Origin of the sequence: Streptomyces sp. NPDC101118, assembly GCF_044759445.1 — a bacterium.
GTDB lineage: Bacteria > Actinomycetota > Actinomycetes > Streptomycetales > Streptomycetaceae > Streptomyces.
On record NZ_JBIVZG010000010.1, the window covers coordinates 42,277 to 66,610 of the forward strand.

At 74.9% G+C, this 24,334-nt stretch carries 20 protein-coding genes; 11 read left to right on the forward strand and 9 right to left on the reverse strand.

Going from position 1 to position 24,334, the window contains the following annotated elements; genetic code table 11:
* Positions 1-327: 327 nt before the first annotated feature.
* From ACIQUQ_RS17945 to der, 4 genes are all read left to right on the forward strand, one after another.
* The gene (locus tag ACIQUQ_RS17945) at positions 328-1,416 is read left to right on the forward strand and encodes a prephenate dehydrogenase (RefSeq protein WP_403976715.1); all 1,089 of its coding nucleotides are present in this window, start codon (positions 328-330) and stop codon (positions 1,414-1,416) included.
* 185 nt (positions 1,417-1,601) lie between these two features.
* Positions 1,602-2,306 (forward strand): (d)CMP kinase, encoded by a 705-nt coding sequence (cmk, locus tag ACIQUQ_RS17950; RefSeq protein WP_403976717.1) that lies wholly within the window; start codon positions 1,602-1,604, stop codon positions 2,304-2,306.
* Positions 2,307-2,362: 56 nt separating this feature from the next.
* Positions 2,363-2,950, forward strand: a complete 588-nt coding sequence (locus tag ACIQUQ_RS17955) for a lysophospholipid acyltransferase family protein (protein WP_403977018.1) — start codon at positions 2,363-2,365, stop codon at positions 2,948-2,950.
* A 99-nt stretch (positions 2,951-3,049) separates the two neighbouring features.
* Entirely contained in the window at positions 3,050-4,504 is a 1,455-nt protein-coding gene (gene der, locus ACIQUQ_RS17960) for a ribosome biogenesis GTPase Der (protein WP_399955070.1), read from the forward strand.
* Between the two features lie 24 nt (positions 4,505-4,528).
* On the opposite strand, the gene ACIQUQ_RS17965 is transcribed toward der, so the two are convergent.
* Positions 4,529-4,963 carry a hypothetical protein gene (locus ACIQUQ_RS17965; protein WP_403976719.1) on the reverse strand — a complete coding sequence of 145 codons (435 nt, stop codon included), beginning with the start codon at positions 4,961-4,963 and terminating at the stop codon, positions 4,529-4,531.
* 136 nt (positions 4,964-5,099) lie between these two features.
* Positions 5,100-5,897, reverse strand: coding sequence for a hypothetical protein (locus ACIQUQ_RS17970; RefSeq protein WP_403976721.1), 798 nt, complete (start codon positions 5,895-5,897; stop codon positions 5,100-5,102).
* A 298-nt stretch (positions 5,898-6,195) separates the two neighbouring features.
* Between ACIQUQ_RS17970 and ACIQUQ_RS17975 the strand changes: the two genes are divergently transcribed.
* Entirely contained in the window at positions 6,196-6,849 is a 654-nt protein-coding gene (locus ACIQUQ_RS17975) for a transglycosylase family protein (protein ID WP_403976723.1), read from the forward strand.
* Here the strand turns inward: ACIQUQ_RS17975 and ACIQUQ_RS17980 are convergent.
* The 3 genes from ACIQUQ_RS17980 to ACIQUQ_RS17990 are packed head-to-tail and all read right to left on the reverse strand — an operon-like array spanning position 6,749 to position 10,936.
* Entirely contained in the window at positions 6,749-7,489 is a 741-nt protein-coding gene (locus ACIQUQ_RS17980; RefSeq protein WP_403976725.1) for an ATP-binding cassette domain-containing protein, read from the reverse strand. The genes ACIQUQ_RS17975 and ACIQUQ_RS17980 overlap by 101 nt on opposite strands.
* Positions 7,479-10,454 carry an ATP-binding cassette domain-containing protein gene (locus tag ACIQUQ_RS17985; protein ID WP_403977020.1) on the reverse strand — a complete coding sequence of 992 codons (2,976 nt, stop codon included), beginning with the start codon at positions 10,452-10,454 and terminating at the stop codon, positions 7,479-7,481. The genes ACIQUQ_RS17980 and ACIQUQ_RS17985 overlap by 11 nt, the downstream gene beginning before the upstream one ends.
* Positions 10,442-10,936, reverse strand: coding sequence for a hypothetical protein (locus ACIQUQ_RS17990; RefSeq protein ID WP_403976727.1), 495 nt, complete (start codon positions 10,934-10,936; stop codon positions 10,442-10,444). Before ACIQUQ_RS17990 ends, ACIQUQ_RS17985 begins: the two co-directional genes overlap by 13 nt.
* A gap of 136 nt (positions 10,937-11,072) precedes the next feature.
* On the opposite strand from ACIQUQ_RS17990, the gene ACIQUQ_RS17995 reads away from it, so the two are divergent.
* The 3 genes from ACIQUQ_RS17995 to ACIQUQ_RS18005 all read left to right on the forward strand — a co-directional run bounded on the left by ACIQUQ_RS17995 (position 11,073) and on the right by ACIQUQ_RS18005 (position 14,144).
* Positions 11,073-11,594, forward strand: a complete 522-nt coding sequence (locus ACIQUQ_RS17995; RefSeq protein WP_403976729.1) for a hypothetical protein — start codon at positions 11,073-11,075, stop codon at positions 11,592-11,594.
* Positions 11,595-11,764: 170 nt separating this feature from the next.
* Positions 11,765-13,024, forward strand: coding sequence for an ABC transporter substrate-binding protein (locus ACIQUQ_RS18000; protein ID WP_403977022.1), 1,260 nt, complete (start codon positions 11,765-11,767; stop codon positions 13,022-13,024).
* 106 nt (positions 13,025-13,130) lie between these two features.
* Entirely contained in the window at positions 13,131-14,144 is a 1,014-nt protein-coding gene (locus tag ACIQUQ_RS18005; RefSeq protein ID WP_403976731.1) for a helix-turn-helix transcriptional regulator, read from the forward strand.
* Here ACIQUQ_RS18005 and ctaD read toward each other — a convergent pair.
* The 3 genes from ctaD to ACIQUQ_RS18020 all read right to left on the reverse strand — a co-directional run bounded on the left by ctaD (position 14,050) and on the right by ACIQUQ_RS18020 (position 18,824).
* Complete coding sequence (gene ctaD, locus ACIQUQ_RS18010) at positions 14,050-15,795, reverse strand: cytochrome c oxidase subunit I (RefSeq protein WP_403976733.1); 1,746 nt, start codon at positions 15,793-15,795, stop codon at positions 14,050-14,052. The genes ACIQUQ_RS18005 and ctaD overlap by 95 nt on opposite strands.
* 446 nt (positions 15,796-16,241) lie before the next feature.
* Complete coding sequence (locus tag ACIQUQ_RS18015; RefSeq protein ID WP_403976735.1) at positions 16,242-17,291, reverse strand: phosphatase PAP2 family protein; 1,050 nt, start codon at positions 17,289-17,291, stop codon at positions 16,242-16,244.
* Between the two features lie 369 nt (positions 17,292-17,660).
* On the reverse strand, positions 17,661-18,824 hold the full coding sequence (locus tag ACIQUQ_RS18020) for a hypothetical protein (protein ID WP_403976737.1): 1,164 nt from the start codon (positions 18,822-18,824) through the stop codon (positions 17,661-17,663).
* Positions 18,825-19,089: 265 nt separating this feature from the next.
* Between ACIQUQ_RS18020 and ACIQUQ_RS18025 the strand changes: the two genes are divergently transcribed.
* Both ACIQUQ_RS18025 and ACIQUQ_RS18030 read left to right on the forward strand, forming a co-directional pair.
* Entirely contained in the window at positions 19,090-20,886 is a 1,797-nt protein-coding gene (locus ACIQUQ_RS18025; protein WP_403976739.1) for an MFS transporter, read from the forward strand.
* A gap of 102 nt (positions 20,887-20,988) precedes the next feature.
* A complete protein-coding gene (locus tag ACIQUQ_RS18030; RefSeq protein WP_403976741.1) occupies positions 20,989-22,170 on the forward strand; it encodes an acyl-CoA dehydrogenase family protein in 1,182 nt (393 codons plus the stop codon).
* A 41-nt stretch (positions 22,171-22,211) separates the two neighbouring features.
* Here ACIQUQ_RS18030 and ACIQUQ_RS18035 read toward each other — a convergent pair whose 3' ends face one another.
* Positions 22,212-22,646, reverse strand: coding sequence for a cell division protein SepF (locus tag ACIQUQ_RS18035; RefSeq protein ID WP_399955031.1), 435 nt, complete (start codon positions 22,644-22,646; stop codon positions 22,212-22,214).
* Positions 22,647-22,924: 278 nt separating this feature from the next.
* On the opposite strand from ACIQUQ_RS18035, the gene ACIQUQ_RS18040 reads away from it, so the two are divergent.
* On the forward strand, positions 22,925-24,178 hold the full coding sequence (locus ACIQUQ_RS18040) for a DUF5685 family protein (protein ID WP_403976743.1): 1,254 nt from the start codon (positions 22,925-22,927) through the stop codon (positions 24,176-24,178).
* Positions 24,179-24,334: the final 156 nt, after the last annotated feature.

Below are 24,334 nucleotides of genomic sequence, written 5' to 3' on the forward strand. Positions count from 1 at the left end.
TCCCCGGGCGCGGGGAACAGCCCCGGCGCGGCGGCGGCCCCGAGCCCCCGGGAGCCGCCGCCGACGCGTCCGGGCCACCCCCGCGTCCGGGCACCCTGACGTCCGGGCAACCCCCTGCGTCCAGCCACCTTCACGTCCGGGCCACCCCCGCGTCCGGGCAACCCCCGCGTCCGGGCACCGGCACACGCGGTCCGCCCGTACCCCCTCGCCCGGTATGCGGGCCCCCGGCGGGCAAGATCGTCTCGGTGGGCGGGCGGTCGCGCGCGGCGCGTCACGGGCTGACTACGCTGGACAGCCCAGCCCGCCCCCCGACCAAGGAGCGCCCCCGTGAGAACCGCCGTCGTCATCGGAACCGGACTGATCGGCACCTCCGCGGCGCTCGCCCTCGCCGGACGCGGGGTCAAGGTCCACCTCGCCGACCACGACCCCGCCCAGGCCCGCACCGCCGCCGCCCTCGGCGCCGGCACCGACGAGGCCCCCGACGGCCCGGTCGACCTCGCCCTTGTGGCCGTGCCCCCGGCCCACGTCTCCGCGGCCCTCGCCGACGCCATGGCCCGCGGCCTCGCCCGCGGCTACGTCGACGTGGCCAGCGTCAAGGGCGGCCCCCGGCGCGAGCTGGAGGCCAAGGGCATCGACCTCACCACGTACATCGGCACCCACCCCATGGCCGGCAAGGAGCAGTCCGGCCCCCTGGCGGCCACCGCCGACCTCTTCGAGGGCCGCCCCTGGGTCCTCACGCCCACCCGCGAGACCGACACCGAGGTCCTCAACCTGGCCCTGGAGCTCGTGGCCCTCTGCCGCGCCGTGCCCGTCGTCATGGACGCCGACGCCCACGACCGGGCCGTCGCCCTCGTCTCGCACACCCCCCAGCTCGTCTCCAGCATGGTCGCCGCCCGCCTGGAGACCGCCGACGAGACCGCCGTACGGCTCTGCGGCGGCGGCATAAGGGACGTCACCCGGATCGCCGCCTCCGACCCCCGCATGTGGGTCGAGATCCTCTCCGCCAACCCCGGCCCCGTCGCCGACGTGCTCTCCGGCATCGCCGCCGACCTCGACGAGACCGTACGGGCCCTGCGCGCGCTGCAGTCCGCCGACGAGGACGAGCGCCGCGAGGGCGCCGCGGACATCGAGGACGTGCTCAGGCGCGGCAACGCCGGCCGCACCCGCGTGCCCGGCAAGCACGGCACCGCCCCCGCCGCGTACGAGACGGTGGCCGTACTCATCAGCGACCAGCCCGGCGAGCTGGCCCGGATCTTCGCGGACGCCGGCCGGGCCGGCGTCAACATCGAGGACGTGCGCATCGAGCACGCCACCGGCCAGCAGGCCGGCCACGTCCAGCTGATGGTCGAGCCGCGCGCCGTGGCCGCCCTCACCGCCACCCTCCGCGAGAGCGGCTGGGCCCTGCGCCAGCAGTGACCCGGGACCGCGGGCGGCCGTCGCCCGCCGGCGTCCGGGGCCCGGGCCCCGGACGCCCCCGGCCCCGGGCCCCGGACGCCCCCGGGGCCCCGCCGCCACCGCCCGGCCGGGGCCGCCCCGCCGGGCCGGTAACCTTGGAGAGGGGCGTTTTCGCGCGCCCGGACACCGCTCGCGCAACCAGGAAGGTGCAAGACACCGTGGAAACCGCTTCGTCCGCCGTGATCGTCGCCATCGACGGTCCCTCCGGCACGGGCAAGTCCAGCACCTCCAAGGCCGTCGCGGCCAAGCTCGGGCTCTCCTACCTCGACACCGGCGCCCAGTACCGCGCCATCACCTGGTGGATGCTCAGCAACGGCATCGACACCGAGGACCCCCAGGCCATCGCACTCGCCGCCGCCAAGCCGGTGATCGTCTCGGGCACGGACCCCTCCGCGCCCACCATCACCGTCGACGGCCTCGACGCCTCGGGCCCCATCCGCACCCAGGAGGTCACCTCCAAGGTCAGCGCCGTCAGCGCCGTCCCCGAGGTGCGCGCCCTGATCACCGACCTCCAGCGGACCATCGCGGCCGCCGCCGAGGGCGGCATCGTGGTCGAAGGCCGCGACATCGGCACCACCGTCCTCCCGGACGCCGACCTCAAGGTCTTCCTGACCGCCTCCGCCGAGGCCCGCGCCGCCCGCCGCAGCGGCGAGCTCAAGGGCAAGGAGGCCACCGACCTGGCCACCACCAAGGCCGCCCTGATCAAGCGCGACGCCGCCGACTCCGGCCGCAAGACCTCCCCGCTCGCCAAGGCGGACGACGCCGTCGAGGTCGACACCACCGACCTCACCCTGGACCAGGTCATCGAGTGCGTCGTCACCCTGGTCGAGGAGAAGCGGGCCGCCAAGTGAACGACACGCCCTCTCCCCGGGGAGCGGCGGTCGGACGCCGGATCGGCATCGGCCTCATGTACGGCCTGTGGCGGCCCCGCGTGCTCGGCGCCTGGAAGGTGCCCGCCACCGGACCCGTCATCCTGGCCGTGAACCACGCCCACAACATCGACGGCCCGATGCTCATGGGCACCGCGCCGCGCCCCGTGCACTTCCTGATCAAGAAGGAGGCGTTCGTCGGCCCGCTCGACCCGTTCCTGCGCGGAATCGGTCAGCTCGCCGTGGACCGCACGAGCGCCGACCGCACCGCCATCACCCGGGCGCTCGGCGTCCTGGAGACCGGCGGCGTCCTCGGCATCTTCCCCGAGGGCACCCGCGGGGAGGGCGACTTCGCCTCGCTGCGCGCCGGCCTCGCGTACTTCGCGGTCCGCTCCGGCGCCCCGATCGTCCCGGTGGCCGTGCTCGGCAGCACCGACCGCCAGGGCCGCCTCGTCAAGGCGCTGCCCCCGCTCAAGGGCCGCGTGGACGTCGTCTTCGGAGACGCCTTCGACGCCGGCGACGGCACCGGGCGGCGCACCCGCAAGGCGCTGGACGAGGCCACCGTACGCATCCAGGAGCGGCTGACCGCCCACCTGGAAAACGCCAGGCGCCTCACCGGGCGCTAGGTGAGACTCTCTAAGAGGGAGCGGCTCACCGCCACGACCAAGTAGTGGACCCGCCCCGCGGGTGCCACCGACCACCACGAACGACGAGGAACGGACTTCATGAACGACCAGCACGACCACGGAGCGCTCGGCGACGCCGAGTACGCGGAGTTCATGGAGCTCGCCGCGGAAGAGGGCTTCGACATCGAGGACGTCGAGGACGCCATCGAGGAGGCCGGCCACGGCCCGCTCCCCGTCCTCGCCGTCGTGGGCCGCCCCAACGTCGGCAAGTCCACCCTGGTGAACCGCATCATCGGCCGCCGCGAGGCCGTCGTCGAGGACAAGCCCGGCGTCACCCGCGACCGCGTCACCTACGAGGCCGAATGGGCCGGCCGCCGCTTCAAGGTCGTCGACACCGGCGGCTGGGAGCAGGACGTCCTCGGCCTCGACGCCTCCGTCGCCGCCCAGGCGGAGTACGCCATCGAGGCCGCCGACGCCTGCGTCTTCGTCGTCGACTCCAAGGTCGGCGCCACCGACACCGACGAGGCCGTCGTCAAGCTGCTGCGCCGGGCCGGCAAGCCCGTCGTGCTGTGCGCCAACAAGGTCGACGGCCAGAGCGGCGAGGCCGACGCGGCCGCCCTGTGGTCCCTCGGCCTGGGCATGCCCTACCCGGTCTCCTCGCTGCACGGCCGCGGCACCGGCGACATGCTGGACGCCGTCCTGGAGGTCCTCCCCGAGGCCCCGGCGCAGACCTTCGGCGGCAGCACCGTCGGCGGCCCCCGCCGCATCGCGCTCATCGGCCGCCCGAACGTCGGCAAGTCCTCGCTCCTCAACAAGGTCGCGCGGGAGGAGCGGGTCGTCGTCAACGAGCTGGCCGGCACCACCCGCGACCCGGTCGACGAGCTGATCGAGCTCGGCGGCGTCACCTGGAAGTTCGTCGACACCGCCGGCATCCGCAAGAAGGTCCACCTCCAGTCGGGCTCCGACTACTACGCCTCGCTGCGCACGGCCGCCGCCGTCGAGAAGGCGGAGGTCGCGGTCATCCTGATCGACACCAGCGAGAAGATCAGCGTCCAGGACCAGCGGATCATCACCATGGCCGTCGAGTCCGGCCGCGCCGTGGTCATCGCGTACAACAAGTGGGACACCCTCGACGAGGAGCGCCGCTACTACCTCGAGCGCGAGATCGAGACCGAGATGCAGCAGGTCTCCTGGGCGCCCCGGGTGAACGTCTCCGCCAAGACCGGCCGCCACATGGAGAAGCTGGTCCCGGCGATCGAGACCGCCCTCGCGGGCTGGGAGACGCGCGTCCCGACCGGCCGCCTCAACGCCTTCCTCGGCGAGATCGTCGCCGCCCACCCGCACCCGATCCGGGGCGGCAAGCAGCCGCGCATCCTGTTCGGCACCCAGGCGGGCACCAAGCCCCCGCGGTTCGTGCTGTTCGCGTCGGGCTTCCTGGAGCACGGCTACCGCCGCTTCGTCGAGCGCCGCCTGCGCGAGGAGTTCGGCTTCGAGGGCACCCCGATCCACATCTCGGTCCGGGTGCGCGAGAAGCGCGGCCAGAAGAAGAAGTAGGCGACGTACGGGCGTACGGCGGGCTCAGGCCCCCCGGCGCGGGGCGGGCGGCAGCGCCGCCGGGACGTGGGTTCCGGACGGGTGCTGCCGCCCGCCCGCGTACGCGTACGCGGAGCCGTGCCCGCCCGCGTACGAGGGGACCTGCCAGCCGTCGCCCGGCCGGTCCCCGTAACGGTCGCCGGGCCGGTCCCCCGCCCGGTCGCCCCAGGGCGTCCACGGTTCCGCGTACGAGCTCAGGAAGCCGCCGCTGGTGAGCGCACCGAAGCCGGCGAACCCCAGGTCCTCCTCGCCCGTACGGTCGCCCGGCAGCGCCCGGAAGGCCCGCAGGTACTCCGAGCAGAGGGCGTCGTAGATCGGAGTGTGCGAGCCGCCGTGGGGCTCCCGCTCGCGCGCGGGGCGCATCGCGGGGACGTGGCCGTAGCCGTGGCTCTGCTGGCGAGAGGCGTCGTATGAGTGCACGTGCTGCCAACGACCCCCGAGGCCGCTCGGATGCGGGCGCGGCCGGAAAAACGCAGATCGCCGGGGGTACACGGACCCGAACACGGCCCTGACGTGTACCCCCGGCGCGTCCCGCCCGCCCGTCCCGGGCGACGGATCAGGTGCCCGCGAGCGGCAGCTCGGCGGCCACGAGCAGCCCGGAGGCCGCCGCCTTGTCCAGGGCGTCGCGGAGCAGGTCCTCACGCGGCTGCTGGCCGATGGAGCCGACCGGCGCGGCGTACACCAGCACCTTCTGCGAGCGGTTGGCGGCGGCCCGCCAGCCCTCGGTGACCGGCAGCGCCTGGTGGGCCTGCCACCAGGCGACCGGGCTGCCCCCGTTCGGGCCCGGCTGGAGCACGGCGTGCAGCTTGCCCATGGCGAGCAGCACCGACCAGCCCGAGAGCGCCGACGGCAGCGAGGCCATGTCGGTGACCGGGACGAAGCCCTGCTCGATCAGCAGCGGGAGGAAGTCGTCGCCGGGGCCGGTGGTGCCGGGGCGGGCGATCGGCGCGGTCGGCTCCACCACGAGGGCCGGGTACAGCTCGCCCCCGATGAGGAGCAGCCCGCTGGTGATGCCCAGGACGGCCTGGCCGCCCGGCACGGCCTGCGGCACGGCCTGGGCCAGGTCGGGGGAGGGGCCGTCGCCGGTGATGCTGCGGACGGCGCCCTGGAGCTGCTCTTCGGAGACCGCCACGACCTGGGAGGGGATGCAGGTGGCGTGGGCGAAGGCGAGCACGGCGGTCTCGTCGCCGACGAACAGCACGGTGCTGGTGCGTTCCCGCTCGGAGTCCCCCGGGGTGCGGCAGGAGGTGCAGTCGTAACTGCCGGGCGCGGTCTCGCCCCGGAGCAGGAGTTCGGCTTCTTCGTCGCCGATCTCGGCGCGTACGTCATCACTGACGTCGAGCATGCGCGGCACGGGGTGACTCCTCGGACTAGACGTGCGTGGCCGGGCGGTTCCCGGCTCTGCCGGTCTCAACGGGGGACCCGCGGCCGGGGTCACGCCGTTCAGGGGAACGGAATCGAACCGGCCGACCACCCGGGTGAACCCGCCACCCGGGTCTTTCCCTTCGGTGCGTTTCCTGGCCGTTGCGGGCCTCTCGCTGTCCGAAGTCGCACGAACGGGTGGCCGACGGGCCTGGGCCGACCGGGTGGGCCCGCGTGACCCCGCCGCGCGGCACGGCGGCCCCCCGGCGAGCGGTGCGTAGCGTGACCCGATGCCTCCCCTCCGGAACCTGGCGGCGGTCCTGCTGGCCGCCGCCGCGCTGGCGCTCGTCCCGCCCCCGGCCGTACGGGCCCACGCCGCCGGCCCGGACGCCCCGGCCGTGGCCCCGCCGCCCCCGGCACCCGGGCCCGCCGGCGTCGGCCACGTCGGCTCGGAGGGCGTCATCGGCACCGGACCCGGCGACTGCGGACCCGGCGGCACCTGGCCCTGGGACTGCCTCGCCGACTGCGAGAGCAGCGGCCGCTGGAACATCAACACCGGCAACGGCTACTACGGCGGGCTCCAGTTCCGGCAGACCACCTGGGTCAGGTACGGCGGGCAGGCCTACGCCGCCCGCGCCGACCTCGCCACCCGGGCACAGCAGATCAGGGTCGCCGAGAACCTGCTGCCCGAGCAGGGGTGGGAGGCCTGGCCGGTGTGCGCCAGGAGGTACGGGCTGAGCGGGCGCGCCCACGTGGTGCGGGCCGGCGACACCCTGTACTCGGTGGCCCGCAGGTACCGGGTCGCGGGCGGCTGGCAGGAGCTGCACCGGCTCAACTCCGCGCTCATCGGGGCCACTCCGAACGTGCTGCGGATCGGCTGGATCCTGGCCCTTCCGAAGGTCGCGGCAGCAGCGCTGCCACCGGCTCCACCGCCTCTGCGCTGAACGCGACCCGCCCGCGCACGAGTTCGTGCACCAGGACGCCGGGACGGGCCAGGGCCCGCGGCACCCGCTGCTCCGCGGCCACCACCGTGGCCCCCGCCCGGGCGAGGCCGGCGAGCAGCCCGTACGTACGGGCCGCCACCTCCGGGGACATGGCCTGCACCGGCTCGTCGACCAGCACCACCGGGTCCGGGCGGGCACCGGCGGCGAGCAGCGCCCGGGCCACCGCGAGCTGGCGCTGCTCACCGCCCGACAGGGTCGCCGCGGTGCGGGGGAGCAGGACGGCGAGCGCCGGGTACGCCTCCAGAGCGGCCGAAGGGTCACCGGCGGGGGCGGCCAGGGCGAGGTTCTCGGCCACCGTGAGCGTGCCGTACAGGGCACGCTCGTCCGGTACGAAGCACAGGCCGCGGCGCGCCCGGTCGTGGGCCCGCATCCGGGTCACGTCCTCGCCGCGCCAGCGCACCGTGCCGGCCGCGACCGGCACCGCGCCGGCCAGGGCCCGCAGGACGGAGGTGCGGCCGGATCCGTTCCGGCCGACGAGGAGCGTGAGGGTGGCGGCGGGGAGGGCCAGGTCCACGCCGTGCAGGGCCTCCAGGGGGCCGTAGCGCACCTTCACACCTGACATTGCAATGTCAACGGTCATGCGGCGTCCGGGAGGGGAGGGGCTCGGGGCGGAGCACACCGGCCTCCATGCGGTGGACGGTGTCGGCGAGCCGGGCCACCAGGTCGAGGTCGTGCTCGATGAGGAGCAGCGCCGTCCCGTCGGCGGCCAGGGCGCGCAGGACGCGGGCGAGGGCCTCGACCTCGGCCGTGTCGAGTCCGGCGGCCGGCTCGTCGAGCAGCAGCGCCCGGGGGTCCGCCGCGAGGGCCCGGGCCAGCTCCACCCGCCGCAGCGTGCCGGTCGACAGCCCGGCGGCCGGGGCGCGGCGCACCGGGCCGTCGAGGTCCAGCAGCCGCAGGGCCCGCTCGACCGCCCGGGGGGCCGGGCGGTGTCCCTGCTCGGCGCCCACGCGGACGTTCTCCTCGACGGTGAGGGAACCGAAGACCGCCGGCTGCTGGAAGGAACGCAGCAGCCCCAGGCGCGCACGCGCGTACGCGGGCAGCCGGGTGACGTCCCGTCCGCCCAGCAGCACCCGGCCGCCGCTGGGCCGCAGCGTGCCGGCCAGGCAGTGGAAGAGGGTGCTCTTCCCCGCGCCGTTCGACCCCACCACACCCGTCACCCGCCCGGCCGGCACGACCAGCTCGACCCCGCGCAGTACGTGGTACCCCCCGTAATGCGCGTGCAAGGCCTCGGCCCGCAGCGCGACGCGCCCCGCCGCGCCCGCCGCTGCCGGGACGGGCCCCTGCGGCCCCCGGCCAACCCCGCGCACCCCCTCGCTCCCGAGGACGGGCACGGGAACAGCCGCGCCACCGGCCCGGCGCGGCTCCGCCGGCGGCCCTGCGGGGCCGTGCGCGACTGGTCGCGCCCCGTCGTGCTCGGGTGTACCGGGACCGGGACCCACGGGCTGGGGCCCGGCGGCGCGGGGGCCGGCGGCGCGGGGCGTCGGGGCCGGCCCGGGCGCGGGTGCGGCGGGTGGCGGTGTGCCGGGGCCCTGCCCCCGCCCCTCGGGGGCAGGCGGGCGTCCGGGCCGGGCGTCCGGGTGCGCTTCGGGCGGCGGTGTGCCGGGGCTGCGCGGGGCCGGGGCGCGTCCGTCGGGCTGCGGTCCGGCAGGGATACGGGCAGCGGCGGGAGCGGGGGCCGGACCGGCCCCAGCCGACGGGGGCGGCGGGCCGGGGCGGCGGGCGGTCGTGGGCGGCGGGGGAGGGGCGGCGGGGGCGAGGAGACCGGCGAGGCCCGTCGGGAAGCGGCCGACCAGCGTGGCCAGCAGACCGATCGCGGCGGCCGCGACACCGCCCCGGGCACCGGCGTCCAGGCCGACCAGCAGCGCGGCGGCCAGCAGCGCGCCCAGCATGCTGTCCGCGCCCACGACCACCACCGCGGCGAACCACAGCAGCCCCCGCACCGGGTCGAAGGCCTCCGGGTCGAAGGCCCGCACCCCCATCCCCAGCATCCCGCCGCCCAGCGCGGCCAGGGCGGCACCGACGACGAACGCGCCCAGCTTCAGCCGGTCCACGGCCACCCCCGCCGCCCCCGCGCCCGCCGGATGGTCCCGCATCGCGGCGAGCCCCCGCCCGGTCCGCCCCCGCCGCAGCGCACCCACCGCCACCAGGGCCACCGCCAGCAGCACCAGCTCCAGGACGTAGTACGCGCGGTCCTCGGCGAAGCCGGCCGGGCGGCCCAGCTCCAGCCCGGCGGTGGCGTACGGCTGGGCGAAGACGAACCGGCTCACGGCCACCCCGACCGCCAGGGTGGCCAGGGCCAGCGCCAGCCCGTGGCGCCGGATCGCGGGCCACCCGGTCAGCAGCCCGAGCGGCGCCACCAGCAGCACGGCGAGGGCGAGCGCGGCCGGCTCCGGCACGGCGGGCAGCCCGGGGAACCGCCCGGCGGCCAGCAGCGCGGTGAACAGCGCCCCCAGCCCCGCGTACGCCGCCTGCCCCAGCGAGATCTGACCCCCGCGCCCCGTGACCACCACCAGCGACAGCAGCACCACGGCCAGGGCCGGCACCCGCACGGCGGTCTGCAGGTCGTCCCCGCCGAACCCCAGCGGCAGCAGGAACAGCAGCCCGGCCGCGAACCACACGAGCGGCGCCCGGCCCCCCACCCGCCACCCGCCGCCGGCACCCACCGGCCCCGCCGCCCCCCGCTCCGGCACCTCCCCCGCGGGCACCGGCACCAGCAGCGTCGCCCCGAGCAGGGCCAGCACGAACAGGTTCGCCGCCACCGCCCCCAGCAGCGGCGCGGCCCAGCCCTCCGGATGGAACCGCGTCAGCTGGGCCTGCGCCACCCCCAGGGCGAGCGCGGCCAGGATCGCCACGGGCAGGCTCCGCATCCGGGCCAGCACCGTGACCGCCACCACCTCCAGCACCAGCAGCGGCAGCCCGTACGGGTCCAGCCGCACGTACGGGGCCAGCAGCACGCCCGTCAGCCCCGCCGTGAACGACCCGAAGGCCCAGCCCACCGCGGCCACGCGGTCGGCGTCGATGCCGCCGAGCGCGGCCAGCGCCCGGTTGTCCACCACGGCCCGCAGCGACCGCCCGAAGCGCGTACGCCGGGTCACCACCGCCACCAGCAGCGCGACCAGCACCGCCGCCGCCAGCTGGGACCACGGCTCGCCGCCCACCAGCACCGGCGCGTCGTCCCGCGCCCCCGTCCCCCACGCCAGCACGGCCGCCCCCACCAGCAGCACGAACACCCCGATGGAGGCCACCAGCGTCAGGTCGGGACCGGCGCCCCGCACCGCCAGCGGCCGGAACACGGCCCGGTCCAGCAGCAGCCCGATCCCGGGCGCGACCAGCAGCAGCGTGACCGCCCCCGCGGCCGGCACCGGCCAGTGCCACTCCACCGCCAGCTGGCGCATCACGTACGCGCACACCATCGCCACGGCACCGTGCGCGAGGTTCAGCACCCCGGTGGCCCGGTAGGTGACGATCAGCCCGATCCCGGTGAGCGCGGCGGCACTGCCGACCGCCAGCCCGGCCAGCGTCAGCTCGTACGTCAGCGAGGCCACGACGGCTCGCACACCGGGCACGGCGTCAGATCCGCGCCGGCCGCCTCCTCCGCGTCCGGACGGCCGTCCACCAGCGGGCAGTCGGGCCGGTGGGCCAGCGTCCCGCCGGGCACCCGCAGCGGCGGCCCGTCGGAGGACGCCAAGGCTCCTGGGGCCAAGGCCCCGTACGCCACCGCCCCCGACGCGGAGGACACCGCCCCGGACCCGAACGGCACCGCCCCGTCCCGTTCCTGACGGCCGTGCGCCACCGGTCCCGGAACCCCTTCCGCCGCCGTCCCGCCCCGCACCAGCACCGCCGCCAGCAGCACCGCCCCCGCCACCATCAGTGCCGCCCCCGGCACCGTGCAGGAGGCCAGGTAGGGCAGCTGCCGCTCGGCGTAACGCTCGCCGGAGATCCCGTACCACCCCAGCACGCACAGCAGCGCCCCGCAGACCAGCGCCCCCACGGCGGCCCACAGCGCCGGGCGCGGAGCGTCCCGCATCGGCAACCCCCTCGACGGTGGTGCGCACCGGCCCCGGAGGACCGGACGGCGGCTGGTTTCTTGCACTATGCCCGGAAGCATCAGACCCTGGAAGCATCGAGCCGAACGGCTCGCTCGGACACCGGTGGTGAGCCAGATGGTCCTGGGCAGACACTCTCGTATCGCGGCGCTCGCCGCGGCGGCGGTCCTCGTGCTGACCCCCGCCGCGGTCGGATGCTCCGACGACGGCGGCGGCAACGGCGGTGCCACGCCGGGCACGCCGAGCGTGGCGGCCCCCACGCCGACCGGCCCGTCCGGCCCCGCCGACCCGGCCGCGGCCGAGGCGGAGGTCACCAGGAACTGGGTGGCGTTCTTCGACCCGAAGACCCCCACCGAGGAGAAGGTCAAGCTGCTGGAGAACGGCGACACCCTCCAGCCCGTGCTGCTCGCCATGCGCGCCGACCCCAACGCGCAGCAGACCTCGGCCAAGGTGACGAAGGTCGAGTTCACCTCGCCCACCGAGGCCTCCGTGACGTACGACCTGCTCGTCGGCGGCACCCCGGCCCTGACCGCCTCCAAGGGCACCTCCGTCCACGTGGACCAGGTCTGGAAGGTGTCCACGAAGACGCTGTGCGCGCTGATCCAGCTCAGCGGCGACACGTCCGTGCCGGGCTGCTGACGCCCTTGCCCCCGCGCCGGGCCGACGTACGCCGGACCGCCCGGCAGCCGGCGCTCCCGCGCCCGGCCCTCCGGCGCCCGGCCCTCCGGCGCCCGGCCCTCCCTCGCCCGGCTGCCCCTCACCGGGCCGCCCCGCACCGGGCGGCCCGCCCCCGAGCCCTCCGGCACCTCCTGCTCGCGGCCGTCGTCGCGCTGGGCGCGGCCTGCGGCAGCCGGCTGCCCGAAACCGCCTTCGAAGGGCGGGGCACCACGCCGCCGTCGGCCGCCGCCACCGGCGCGCCGGTCCGCGTCGGCCTGATCGCCAGCGTCACCAGCCCGGTCGGGGGCGACGCGTTCACCGGTCCCGGCGAGGGCGCCAAGGCGTACTTCGCCACCCTCAACGCGCAGGGCGGCCTCGGCGGGCGCCCCGTCGAGGTGGTCACCTGCGACGACGGCGGCAGCGGCATCGGCAACAACGAGTGCGTCCACGAACTCCTCGACGAGCGGAAGGTGTTCGCCCTGGTCGCCACCACCGCCCTCGACTACGCCGGCGCCCCGCTCGTCAGCCGGGCCGGCGTCCCCGACATCGGGGGACAGCCCATCGGACCCGCCTACGACACCTACCCGCACCTGTACGGGATCTACGGCAGCCAGGCCCCCCGCACCGGCACCGCCCCCGGCTGGAACGGCACCCTCTACGGCGGCACCGAGGTCTACCGGTACTTCAAGCAGACCCAGGGCGCCCGCAGCGCCGCCGTGGTCGCCTACAACCAGGCCGCCTCCGCCGCGTACGCCCGGCTGGTCACCGAGGGCCTGAAGGCCGAGGGCTACACCGTGGTCCAGGAACAGGTGGACTTCGCTCTGCCCAACTTCCGTGCGGTGGCGGCCGATCTGAAGGCCCGCGGCGTGGACCTGGTCTTCGACGCGCTCGACAGCCACGGCAACGCCCGCCTGTGCGAGGCGATGGACGCGGCCGGGGTCGACGTCACCGCCAAGGTCACCAACGTGCAGAACTGGAACGACACCGTGGAGCGCGACTACGCCGCCGCCCCGCGCTGCCGCAACTCCCTCTGGGTGACCGGCTCCAGCCGCAACCACGCCGAGGCGGGCCACCCCGCGGTGCGCGAGTTCCGCACCGCCATGGGCGACCGGCCGCTGTCCCAGTGGCAGCTGGAGGGCTGGGCCGCCGCCATGTGGTTCACCGACGCGGCCCGCTCCTGCCTGCCGGACCTCACCCGCGCGTGCGTCGAGCGCTTCATGGACCGCCCCGAGCCCTACACCGCCCGGGGCCTGCTGCTGCCGGCCTCGTACGTGCCCTCCGCCACGCCCCCCGAGGAGCGCCGCACCTGCCTGTCCGTGGCCCGCTGGCAGGACGGCAGGACCTGGGTGGACCAGGGCCCCGACATGACCGCCAACTGCTTCGTCGTCCCTCAGCTCCCGTACCGGCCCTGACCGCGGCTCCCGTACCGGCCCGGCCGCGCGGCTAGTCGGCGGCCCGGCCGGCAGCTCCCGTACCGGCCCGGCCGCCGCCGGCCGGCGCGCTGGCAGACTCGGGCCCATGCTCGAGACCTCCGCACGACTGCTGCGCCTGCTCTCCCTGTTGCAGGCCCACCGCGAATGGACCGGCGCCGACCTGGCCGAGCGGCTCGGCGTCACGCCGCGCACGGTCCGCCGGGACGTGGACCGGCTGCGGGAGCTCGGCTACCCGGTCAACGCCAGCCCCGGCACCGGCGGCGGCTACCAGCTGGGCGCGGGTGCCGAGCTGCCGCCCCTGCTGCTCGACGACGACGAGGCGGTGGCCGTGGCCGTGGGCCTGCGCACCGCCGCCGGGAACGGCGTCGAGGGCATCGGCGAGGCCTCCGTACGGGCCCTGGCCAAGCTGGAGCAGGTGCTGCCCGGGCGGCTGCGGCGGCGGGTGTCGGCCCTCAACGAGTTCACGGTGCCCATGCTCAGGGCGCCCGGCGGGCCGGCCGTCGACGCCTCCGTGCTGACCGACCTGGCCGCGGTGTGCCGGGACGGCGAGCGGCTGCGCTTCCTCTACCGGGACCACCGGGGCGAGACCAGCCGGCGCACCGTCGAACCGCACCGGCTGGTGTGCACCGAGCGCCGCTGGTACCTGGTGGCCTGGGACGTGGACCGGGACGACTGGCGGACCTTCCGGGCCGACCGGATCGAGCCGAGGCCGCCGCACGGCCCCCGGTTCCCGCCGCGCACCCCGCCCGCCGATGACCTGGCCGCGTACGTGTCGGAAGGCGTCTCCCAGCGGGCCTACGCCGCCCGGGCCGTGCTGCGGCTGCTGGTGCCGGCCGAGGAGGCGGCCCGTACCGTCTCGCCCTCGGACGGCGTACTGGAACCCGTCGACGCGCACAGCTGCCTGCTGCACACCGGCGCGGCGGCGCTCGACGTGCTGGTGATCCACGTGCTGATGATGGGCTTCGAGTTCGAGGTGGTGGAGCCGCCGGAGCTGGCCGGCCGGATCAGGGCCGCCCGGGACCTGCTGGGCCGGGCGGCGGAGCGGAGCCGGGAGGGGAGCCCGGAGCCGGGCCCGGGGCGGGAGCCGGACCGGGCGTGAGCGCGGCCTCCGCGGCGGCGATGTCGGGGTGGTGCAGGTCGAAGGCGGGGGATTCGGAGCGGATCCGGGGCAGGGTGAGGAAGTTGTGGCGGGGCGGCGGACACGAGGTCGCCCATTCCAGTGACCTTCCGTAGCCCCACGGGTCGTCGACCGTGACCCGCTCGCCCTCGTGCCGGGTCTTCCAGACGTTGTAGAGGAACGGCAGCGTGGAGAGCCCCAGCAGCAGGGCGCCGATGGTCGACACGGTGTTGAGCGCGGTGAACCCGTCGGCGGCCAGGTAGTCGGAGTACCGGCGGGGCATCCCCTCGGCACCGAGCCAGTGCTGCACCAGGAAGGTGGTGTGGAAGCCGATGAACAGCGTCCAGAAGTGGATCTTCCCGAGCCGTTCGTCGAGCAGTCTGCCGGTGAACTTGGGCCACCAGAAGTAGAAGCCCGCGAACATCGCGAAGACCACGGTGCCGAAGACCACGTAGTGGAAGTGGGCGACGACGAAGTACGAGTCGGTGACGTGGAAGTCCATCGGCGGCGAGGCCAGGATCACGCCGGTCAGCCCGCCGAAGAGGAAGCTGACCAGGAAGCCGACGGCCCACAGCATGGGCGTCTCGAAGGACAGCGAGCCCCCCAGCATCGTTCCGGTCCAGTTGAAGAACTTCACGCCCGTCGGCACGGCGATCAGGAAGGACATGAACGAGAAGAAGGGCAGCAGCACGGCGCCGGTGGCGAACATGTGGTGCGCCCAGACCACGATGGACAGACCGGTGATCGTCATGGTGGCGGCGACCAGGGTCAGGTAGCCGAACACCGGTTTCCGGGAGAACACCGGAATGATCTCCGTGATGATTCCGAAGAACGGCAGGGCGATGATGTAGACCTCGGGATGGCCGAAGAACCAGAACAGGTGCTGCCAGAGCAGCGCGCCGCCGTTGCCGGCGTCGAAGACCACCGAGCCGAACCGCCGGTCCGCCTCCAGGCAGAGCAGCGCGGCGGCGAGCACCGGGAACGCGAAGAGCACCAGGATCGAGGTGAACAGCACGTTCCAGGTGAAGACCGGCAGCCGGAACATGGTCATCCCGGGGGCGCGCATTCCGACGATCGTGGTCACGAAGTTCACGGCGCCGAGGATGGTGCCGAATCCGGAGAGCGCCAGCCCCATGATCCACATGTCGGCGCCGATTCCCGGGGACCGTTCCAGGCTGTTCAGCGGGGCGTACGCGAACCAGCCGAACGCGGCCGGCCCGCTCGGGGTGAGCAGCGAGCCGAGCACGATCAGACCGCCGAACAGGAAGAGCCAGTACGAGAGCATGTTCAGGCGGGGGAAGGCCACGTCGGGCGAGCCGATCTGGAGCGGCATGATCTCGTTGGCGAACCCGGCGAAGGTGGGGGTCGCGAAGAGCAGCAGCATGATCGTGCCGTGCAGCGTGAAGAGCTGGTTGAACTGGTTGTTCGTCATCAGCTGGAGACCGGGCCTGGCGAGTTCCGCCCGCATCATGAGGGCCATCACGCCGGCCATCAGGAAGAAGACGAACGACGTGACCAGGTAGAGGTGGCCGATCTTCTTGTGGTCGGTGGTGGTCAGCCAGTCGACCACGATCCTGCCGGGCCGGGGCTTGTCTGCCGGTGCGGCCGTGGCCGCGGCGGTTTCCGTCCCCATCGCGGGTCCCCTCGCTGTCCGTCGTGCTGCGGATCGGGTATCAGGCTCAGGCCATGATGCTGGCAGCAGGTCCGCGGGAACAGGGCGCCAACGCGCCGGTCCGGCCGGGCCGGGACGGGGTTCGCGGAGGCCCGGCCGGGGAGGGCACGGGTTTGTGGAGGAACCATGGACATTCCATGGAGCGTCAGTTCCCGGGCCGGGCGCGCCACACGGAATGGGGGCGCGGGAATTGCCCCGTGCGGGCCGGGAATTCGAGGGTCATTCGGGCCGGTTCAGGGCTGCGCGGAATGGGGAAGCGGAACCCTCCGTGACCGCCATTCAGAGCAGGGGATTCCGCTTCGACCGCTGTCGACGTTCTGTGACACAAGCGTGACCCGGGATGGACCAACGTCCGGGCGCACCGCCGGCGGGACCGGATCCGGCCGCCCCGGCGGGCGCCCGGAGGGTCAGGCGCCGGTGGCGGGACGGGCGGTGGCGGTGGCCCCGCGGGGGGCGCGCTCGGCGTGCACGGGCCGGCGGGTGCCCGCCGGGCTGCCGGGGGAGCGCTCGGCACGGATGAGGTGCGGGCGCGGTGCCAGGTGGGCGGTGGTCCGGGCCGCGTGGCCGGCTGGGGCCGCGGCCGGCGCCGACGGGCGCAGGGGCTCCTCCCCGTCGGCCGCGGTGGGCCGCTGGACGAACACCCGCGTGGACAGCGGCGTGACCGGCACGGGCGCCGGGACCGCGGTGCGGCGCCGGGCGCGCAGGGACCGCAGCAGCTCCCGCAGCTCGAAGACCCAGGCCTCGACCCGGGCGATCAGCGGCTCGAACCAGGGCAGCGCCAGCAGGATCAGCAGGCCCGCGGCCCAGCCCAGCAGCACGTCGCTCACCCAGTGCGTACCGAGGTAGACGGTGGTGGCGCCGACGCCGAGGGCGACGACCGCGGAGAGGACGGAGAGGTTGCGGCGGGTCCGTACGGTCGAGGCCAGGTAGGCCAGGATTCCCCAGGTCACGACGGCGTTGGCGGTGTGGCCGCTGGGGAATATATCGCCGCCGGCGAAGAGCTCGGCCGAACCGATCTGGGTGGCGTAGTGCGGACCGAGCCGCCCCAGACCGAGCTTGACCGCGCCCACGGTCACGTTGAGCAGCAGCAGTGCCACCCCGAGGGTGATCAGCGGCCGGAGGGTGTGCTGGCGCCAGGAGCGCCAGCCGAGCCACGCGGCGACCATGACCGCGGTCGGTCCGCGCTGGCCGAGGACCACGTAGTAGTCCAGGAACGCGTGCAGCTGGGGCCACTGCTCGTAGGGGCGGAAGAACATCACCTGCCAGTCCAGCCGGACCAGCTCGGACGTGGTCAGCACGCCGACCACGATCGCGAGGTAGAAGGCGAGGGTCGCGCCGAAGAGCACCACGCGGTGCCGGCTCATCTGCGGTACTTGCAGATGAGCCGGTCGTTCGGGTTCACGGTCCAGGCGGGCGAAGACCCGCTCCAGACGGGTGAAGATTCGGTCGGTACGCACTCAATCGACGTTACCGCGCGTGAGTGCGCGGCCCGGCCGAATCGCTGGGTTCGTGATGACCATGTGATGTGGAGTAGGTCTCATTCGGGGACCTATTCAAGGCAATCCGAGAATCGGCGGTCCTTGGTGGATCGTGTCCGCTCGAATTCCACTCGACGCTAAGCGCGAGTTTATTCGAGAGGAAATCCCATTACCCGACCGGTTCCGGAATTGACGGCTCCGCCGCGCGGCCCCCGGTCACGTGTCGGTCACGTACCGGTCACGGCGCACCCGCCGCGCGCCCCTCCCGCCGTACGTCCCAGCCGGCCGGGCCCCGCCGACCGGGACCCCGTCGGCCCCGGCCCCCGCCGGCCCCCGCCCGCCGGACCTCTACGGCGGACCGGAACCGTTCAGCCAGAACGCCCCGTACACCGCCGACAGCACCGCGGCCGCCCCCAGCACCGCGGCCGCCCGCCGGGTCCGCCACCGGGCCAGCGCCACCGCCACCGGCAGCAGCAGCGGGAAGGCCGGCAGCAGCAGCCGCGGCTTCGACCCGAAGTACCCCGAGGCGCACAGCGCGAGCGCGACGACGATCCCGCAGTACACCAGCAGCGGCAGCGGCTGCCGGGCCCGCACGCAGCGCCAGTACAGCCACAGCACCAGCACCACGCCGGCGATCAGCCCGACCCCCGCGAGGAACGCGGGCGAGGCCAGCTTCCCCCCGATGAACCGGGCGAAGGCCCAGCCCCCGTCGAAGCCGTTCCCCCAGCCGGCCTGCACGTCCAGGTACCCGAGCAGCCCCTCGCCGGTGTGCCGGCCCACCCACAGGACGTACCCCGCCGCCCCCAGCGGAGCCAGCAGCACCCCGGCGAGCATCCCGGCCGACCGCTCGCCCGCCCGCACCCGCACCAGCGCCCCCGCCCACACCGCGGCCACCACCGCCGCGCCCACCGGCCGGGTCAGCCCCGCCAGGGCCGCCAGCAGACCGGCCGCCGGCCACCGCCCGGTGAGCACTGCGTACAGCGCCCACGCGGCCAGTGCCGTGAACAGCGACTCGCTGTACGCCATGGACTGCACGATCCCGACCGGCAGCGCCGCCCAGACGACCGCCGCCAGCACCCCCGCCCGGCGCCCGTACAGCAGGTCCGCGACGGCGAAGATCCCCCAGGCGGCGAAGAGCGAGGCCGACCACGCCACCAGGAGGCCCGCGTCCTGGTACGCGAGCGGACTCACCGCGGCCAGCCCCCGCTCCAGCCACGGCAGCAGGGGGAAGAAGGCCAGGTTCGAGTGGACGTCGCCGTTCGGCAGCGCCACCTCGTACCCGTACCCGAGCGCGGCGACCCGGGTGTACCAGAGCGAGTCCCAGCGCTCGGCGAGCAGGTGGTGCGGGCTGCTGCCGGCGGCCGCCCCCCACACCGCCAGCGCGGCCAGGCCGAGCAGGCGCACGGCGGCGAAGCCCAGCAGTGCGGGCGCGGCCCTGCGCAGCGCGGCGGACAGGGCGGCGCCCCGGGACGGGTGCGGCGGAGCGGGTGGAGCAAGATCGGTCACGGGCATGATTATCGGTGGAGGCGACCCGGGACCACGGGCCGTCACCGGGCGCGTACGCAGGGGTGGTGCGAGTGGTGTACGCCACACCCCGGCGGCCGCAGGGGTGAGAGCTTGACCACGTGATCCACAGCCGAACTCGCGTACGCTGGCGGTTCACTCGCCAGTCGATGCCGGACCCCGAAGAACGCCGTGGAACGCCCGCGGAACGCGTGGCACCAGAGCTCACACCGCTGGTCCGCCGAGTGCGAGGGATCACCTGGGAGGTACATGCATGTCAGGGACGAACACGGTCCGAGAGCGGATCCCTTCCCCCTGGCAACGACAGGCCCGGCGGCTCGCCGCGGCCCAGGGCGGCGCGAACCGCTGGGTGGTCCTCCTCGTCCTCTGCGTCAGCCTCGTCCTCGTCGCCCTCGACGCCACCATCCTGCACGTGGCCGTCCCGGCGGTCACCGAGGACCTGCGCCCCGGCTCCATCGAGCTGCTCTGGATCGTCGACGCCTACCCCCTGGTCTGCGCCTCGCTGCTGATCCTCTTCGGCACGCTCGGCGACCGCGTCGGGCGCCGTCGCGTCCTGCTGCTCGGGTACGCCCTCTTCGGCGTCGCCTCGGCCGTCGCCGCCCTCGCGGACAACGCACAGGTGCTGATCGCCGCCCGGGTGCTGCTCGGCATCGGCGGCGCGATGATCATGCCGGCCACCCTGTCGATCATCCGGCAGGTCTTCCCCGACCGCCGCGAGCGCGCCCTGGCCATCGGCATCTGGACCGCCGTCGCCGCCGTCGGCGCGGCCACCGGGCCGGTGCTCGGCGGCTTCCTGGTCGAGAACTACTGGTGGGGCTCGGTCTTCCTCATCAACATCCCGCTCATGGCGCTGCTGCTCCCGGCCGCCCGCTGGCTGCTGCCGGAATCCCGGGGCACGGGCAAGGGACCCTGGGACGTCCTGGGCGCCCTGATGGCCGCGGCCGGCATCCTCGGCGTGGTCCTCGGCGTCAAGCGGGCCGGCGCGGGCGACGCGGTCCTCAGCCCCTGGACGCTGGTGCCGCTCGTCGCCGGAACCCTGCTGCTGGTGCTCTTCGTCCGGCGGCAGAAGCGGCGCGCCCACCCCCTCGTCGACATCGGGATGTTCTCCCGGCCCGCCTTCGCCACCTCCGTCGGCTGCATCGTGCTCGCGATGCTCGCCCTGGTCGGCCTGGAGCTGCTGGCCGTCCAGTACCTCCAGCTCGTGCTGGGCCTGAGCCCCCTGGAGACCGGGCTGCGGCTGCTCCCGCTGACCTTCGCCGCCATGGCCGCCGGCGCCGGCGGCTCGTACACCCTGCACCGCATCGGCCCCCGCGCCATGGTCTCGCTGGGCTTCCTGCTGACCGCCGGAGCCGTGGTCCTGCTGACCCTGATGGGCCAGCACGACCGGCCGCTGCTGCTCACCGTCGGCTTCGTGCTGCTCGGCTTCGGCCTCCAGAGCACGCTCTTCGGCGCGTACGAGTCCATGCTCAGCGAGGCTCCGGTGCAGCAGGCCGGCGGTGCCGCGGCCATCGGTGAGACCTCGTACCAGCTCGGCGCGGGCATGGGCATCGCCCTGCTCGGCAGCGTGATGAACGCCGCCTACGCGCCCGGCCTGCGCGAGGTGCCCGGCGTCTCCGCTGCCGACAGCGCCTCCGCAGGCAACTCCCTGGGCGAGGCCTACCAGATCGCCGACGGCCTCGGCGGCACCGCGGGGGAGTCCCTCTTCCACGCCGCCCGGACCGCCTTCGTCCACGGCCTGCACGTCACGCTGCTGGTCAGCGCCGGCCTGCTGCTGCTGGGCGCGGTCGCCGCCCTGCGGCTGCCGCGGGTGATGGACTGCACGGCCGCCGCCGGCGAGGCGGACGAGGCCGGGGACACCGTCCCGGAAGCGCGGGACGAGGCCGCCGAGGCCGCCGAGGGCGGTGTGCCGGTGGCGGCCACGGCCGGTACGGTGGCGCTGCCCGCGCAGCCGAACGGCGGTCCGGCCGGCCGCCGGGTCAAGGTGCCCGGGCCCTCGCGCGCGCGGCACGGCGCGGTCGGGGCGGCCGGGTCTGGACGCGCCGCACCCTGAGCCGTAACGTCGGCGCCGAGGCTTAAAACTTCCACCGCTAGTTTTCGGGTCGGGCCGCCACCGCGGCCGCCCCGCCACCCTCGCGCCCGCCGGAGGCCACCCGTGTCCGCAACGCCGCCCTTCGACCCCGCCGACCCCCTCGGCATCGACGACCTCCTCAGCCCCGAGGACCTCGCGGTCCGCGACACCGTCCGCACCTGGGCGGCCGACCGCGTCCTGCCCCACGTCGCCGGGTGGTACGAGAGCGGCGAACTGCCCGTCATCCGCGAGCTGGCCCGCGAGCTCGGCGCCATCGGCGCCCTCGGCATGTCCCTGGAGGGGTACGGCTGCGCCGGCGCCAGCGCCGTCCAGTACGGCCTGGCCTGCCTGGAGCTGGAGGCCGCCGACTCCGGCATCCGCTCGCTGGTCTCCGTACAGGGGTCGCTGGCGATGTACGCGATCTGGAAGTACGGCTCCGAGGAGCAGAAGCAGCGCTGGCTGCCCGGCATGGCCGCCGGCGAGCTCATCGGCTGCTTCGGCCTCACCGAGCCCGACGTCGGCTCCGACCCGGCCGGCATGCGCACGTACGCCAAGCGGGACGGCACCGACTGGATCCTGACGGGCCGCAAGATGTGGATCACCAACGGCTCCGTGGCCGCCGTCGCCGTCGTCTGGGCCCAGACCGACGAGGGCATCCGCGGCTTCGCCGTCCCCACGGACGCGCCCGGCTTCTCCGCCCCCGAGATCCGGCACAAGTGGTCGCTGCGCGCCTCGGTCACCAGCGAACTGGTCATGGACGAGGTACGGCTGCCCGCCGACGCGGTGCTGCCGGGCGTCACCGGTCTCAAGGGCCCGCTGAGCTGCCTCAGCCACGCGCGCTACGGGATCGTCTGGGGCTCGATGGGTGCGGCCCGCGCCAGCTTCGAGGCGGCACTGGACTACGCGAAGACCCGCGAGCAGTTCGGGAAGCCGATCGGCGGCTTCCAGCTCACCCAGGCCAAGCTCGCGGACATGGCGCTGGAACTCCACAAGGGCATCCTGCTGGCCCACCACCTGGGCACGCGCATGGACGCCGGGCGGCTGCGCCCCGAGCAGGTCAGCTTCGGCAAGCTCAACAACGTGCGCGAGGCCATCGAGATCTGCCGCACCGCCCGCACCATCCTGGGCGCGAACGGGATCTCGCTCGAGTACCCCGTCATGCGGCACGCGACCAACCTGGAGTCGGTCCTCACCTACGAGGGCACCGTCGAGATGCACCAGCTGGTGCTGGGCAAGGCGCTCACCGGACTCGACGCGTTCCGGTAGGCCGCGGGGGCGGCGGACCGGGGCGGCCGGTGAGGCCCTGCTCAGCTCTGGTTGAAGAAGCCGTCCTCGGCGCGGTGGCCGTTCTCGTTCACGATCTGGGTGTCGGCCGGGGTCAGCAGGAAGACCCGGGTCGCCACCCGCTCGATCGAGCCCCGCAGTCCGAACGTCAGACCGGCCGCGAAGTCGACCACGCGCTTGGCGTCCGAGGGGTCCATCGACGAGAGGTTCACGATGACGGGCACGCCGTCGCGGAACAGCTCGCCGATGCCGCGGGCGTCCCGGAAGCCGTCCGGGGTGACCGTGGCGATCCGACGGCCGTGCTCCACGGCGGAGTCGGAGGCCACCCTGACGCGCGGGTCGGTGACCCACTGGTCGCCGGCCCCCGAGTCCTGGGCGTACTCGTCGTCGTAGTAACGCTCGTCGTCGCTGTCCTCGACAAGTCCCAGCCAGGCACTCGCCTTGCGCACCGAACCCATGGACGCCTCCTTCCACCGCGGTCAGTTCTTGGTTCCGCATCCCTATGGTCGTCCATGATGCTGACAACGCGCCAAGTGGATAGCCGCCGCACAGGGGTTTCGTGACGGTTCTGGTGCAGAACTTCCGGTGTTCCGCTAAGGATCTTCGCGGCCCTGACTGCTGTCTGAGTGAAAATACGACGCATCGCTCCGTACGGGTGACGCACGGGGCGTTCGGGTGAGTAAACCTGGCCGGTACGATTCCCCGGCACACGCGATCGATGCACGGGGGGACCGTCGTGTTCGGAATTGTCAGGCCCTGCAGCCACCGCCTCGGTGAGCGCTTCAGGGCGGAGTGGATGGCCCATCTCTGCGGACTGTGCCTGGCACTTCGCGGGGACCACGGCCAGCTCGCCCGGGTGGTCACGAACTACGACGGGCTGCTCGTCTCCGTCCTGACGGAGGCTCAGTCGGGGCCGGTCGCCGGTGCCCGGCGCACCGCCGGCCCCTGCCCGCTGCGCGGCATGCGCACCGCCTCCGTCGCCCGGGGCGAGGGCGCCCGGCTCGCCGCCGCCGTCTCCCTCGTCCTCGCCTCCGCCAAGGTGCGGGACCACGTGGCCGACCGCGACGGGCTGTTGGCGCGGGCCCCCATCGCCGCCGCCGCGCGCACCGTGGCCCGCGGCTGGGACCGGGCCGGGGCGCGCACCGGCGCCGCGGTCGGCTTCGACACCTCGGTGCTGGTCGAGGCGGTGGACCGGCAGGCCGGGGTGGAGTCCCTGGCCGGCCCCGGCACGCCGGTGCTCGTCGTCACCGAGCCCACCGAGACCGCCACCGCGGCGGCCTTCGCCCATACCGCAGTCCTGGCCGGCCGGCCGGGCAACGCGGCCCCGCTCGCCGAGGCCGGGGCGCTCTTCGGGCGGCTCGCGCACCTGCTGGACGCCGTCGAGGACCAGGCCGCCGACGCCGCCTCCGGCGCCTGGAACCCCCTCACCGCCACCGGCACCTCCCGCGAGGAGGCCCGCCGGCTGTGCGACGACGCCCTGCACGGGATACGGCTGGCGCTGAAGGAGGTCGAGTTCGCCGACCGCGGCCTCGCCCACCTGCTGCTGGTCCACGAGCTGCGGAACTCGGTGGACCGCGCGTTCGGCACCACGAGCTGCGGTCACGCGCAGGGGCTGCTGCTGCCGGACGGCTCCCCGGCGGCCGGCGGTGCCGCGCCGGAGGCGAACAACCCGTACGGCAACCCCTACGGCAATCCGTACGGGACCCCGCAGGGGCCGGGCAGCCCCCTGCTGCCGCCTCCGCCGGGCGGACCGCAGCGTCCGCACAAGCCGCCGCGCGGTCTGCTGGCCGGCTGCGCCGCGTTCCTGGGGCTGTTCTGCACGTGCCAGATGTGCTGCACGGAGCACGACGGGCCCTGGTCCCGGCAGCGGCGCGACCCGTGGTGCGATGCGGGGGACGCGTGCGACGGATGCGACTGCTGCTCGAACTGCTGCGGCGACGGCGGGTGCTGCGACGGCTGCTGCTGCGACGGCTGCGGCTGCGACTGCTGAGCAGTCCTGCCGCCCGTCCTCAATGCCGCCCGTCCCCACTGCCGGCCGTCCGTCCGCCGAAGCGCGCCGGCGAGAGAGCCGAAGGGCGCGCCGGGGTGGGGGGGGGGGGGGGGCCCGCCCGGGCGCGCGCGGGGGCCCGCCCCCCCCCCCCCCCCC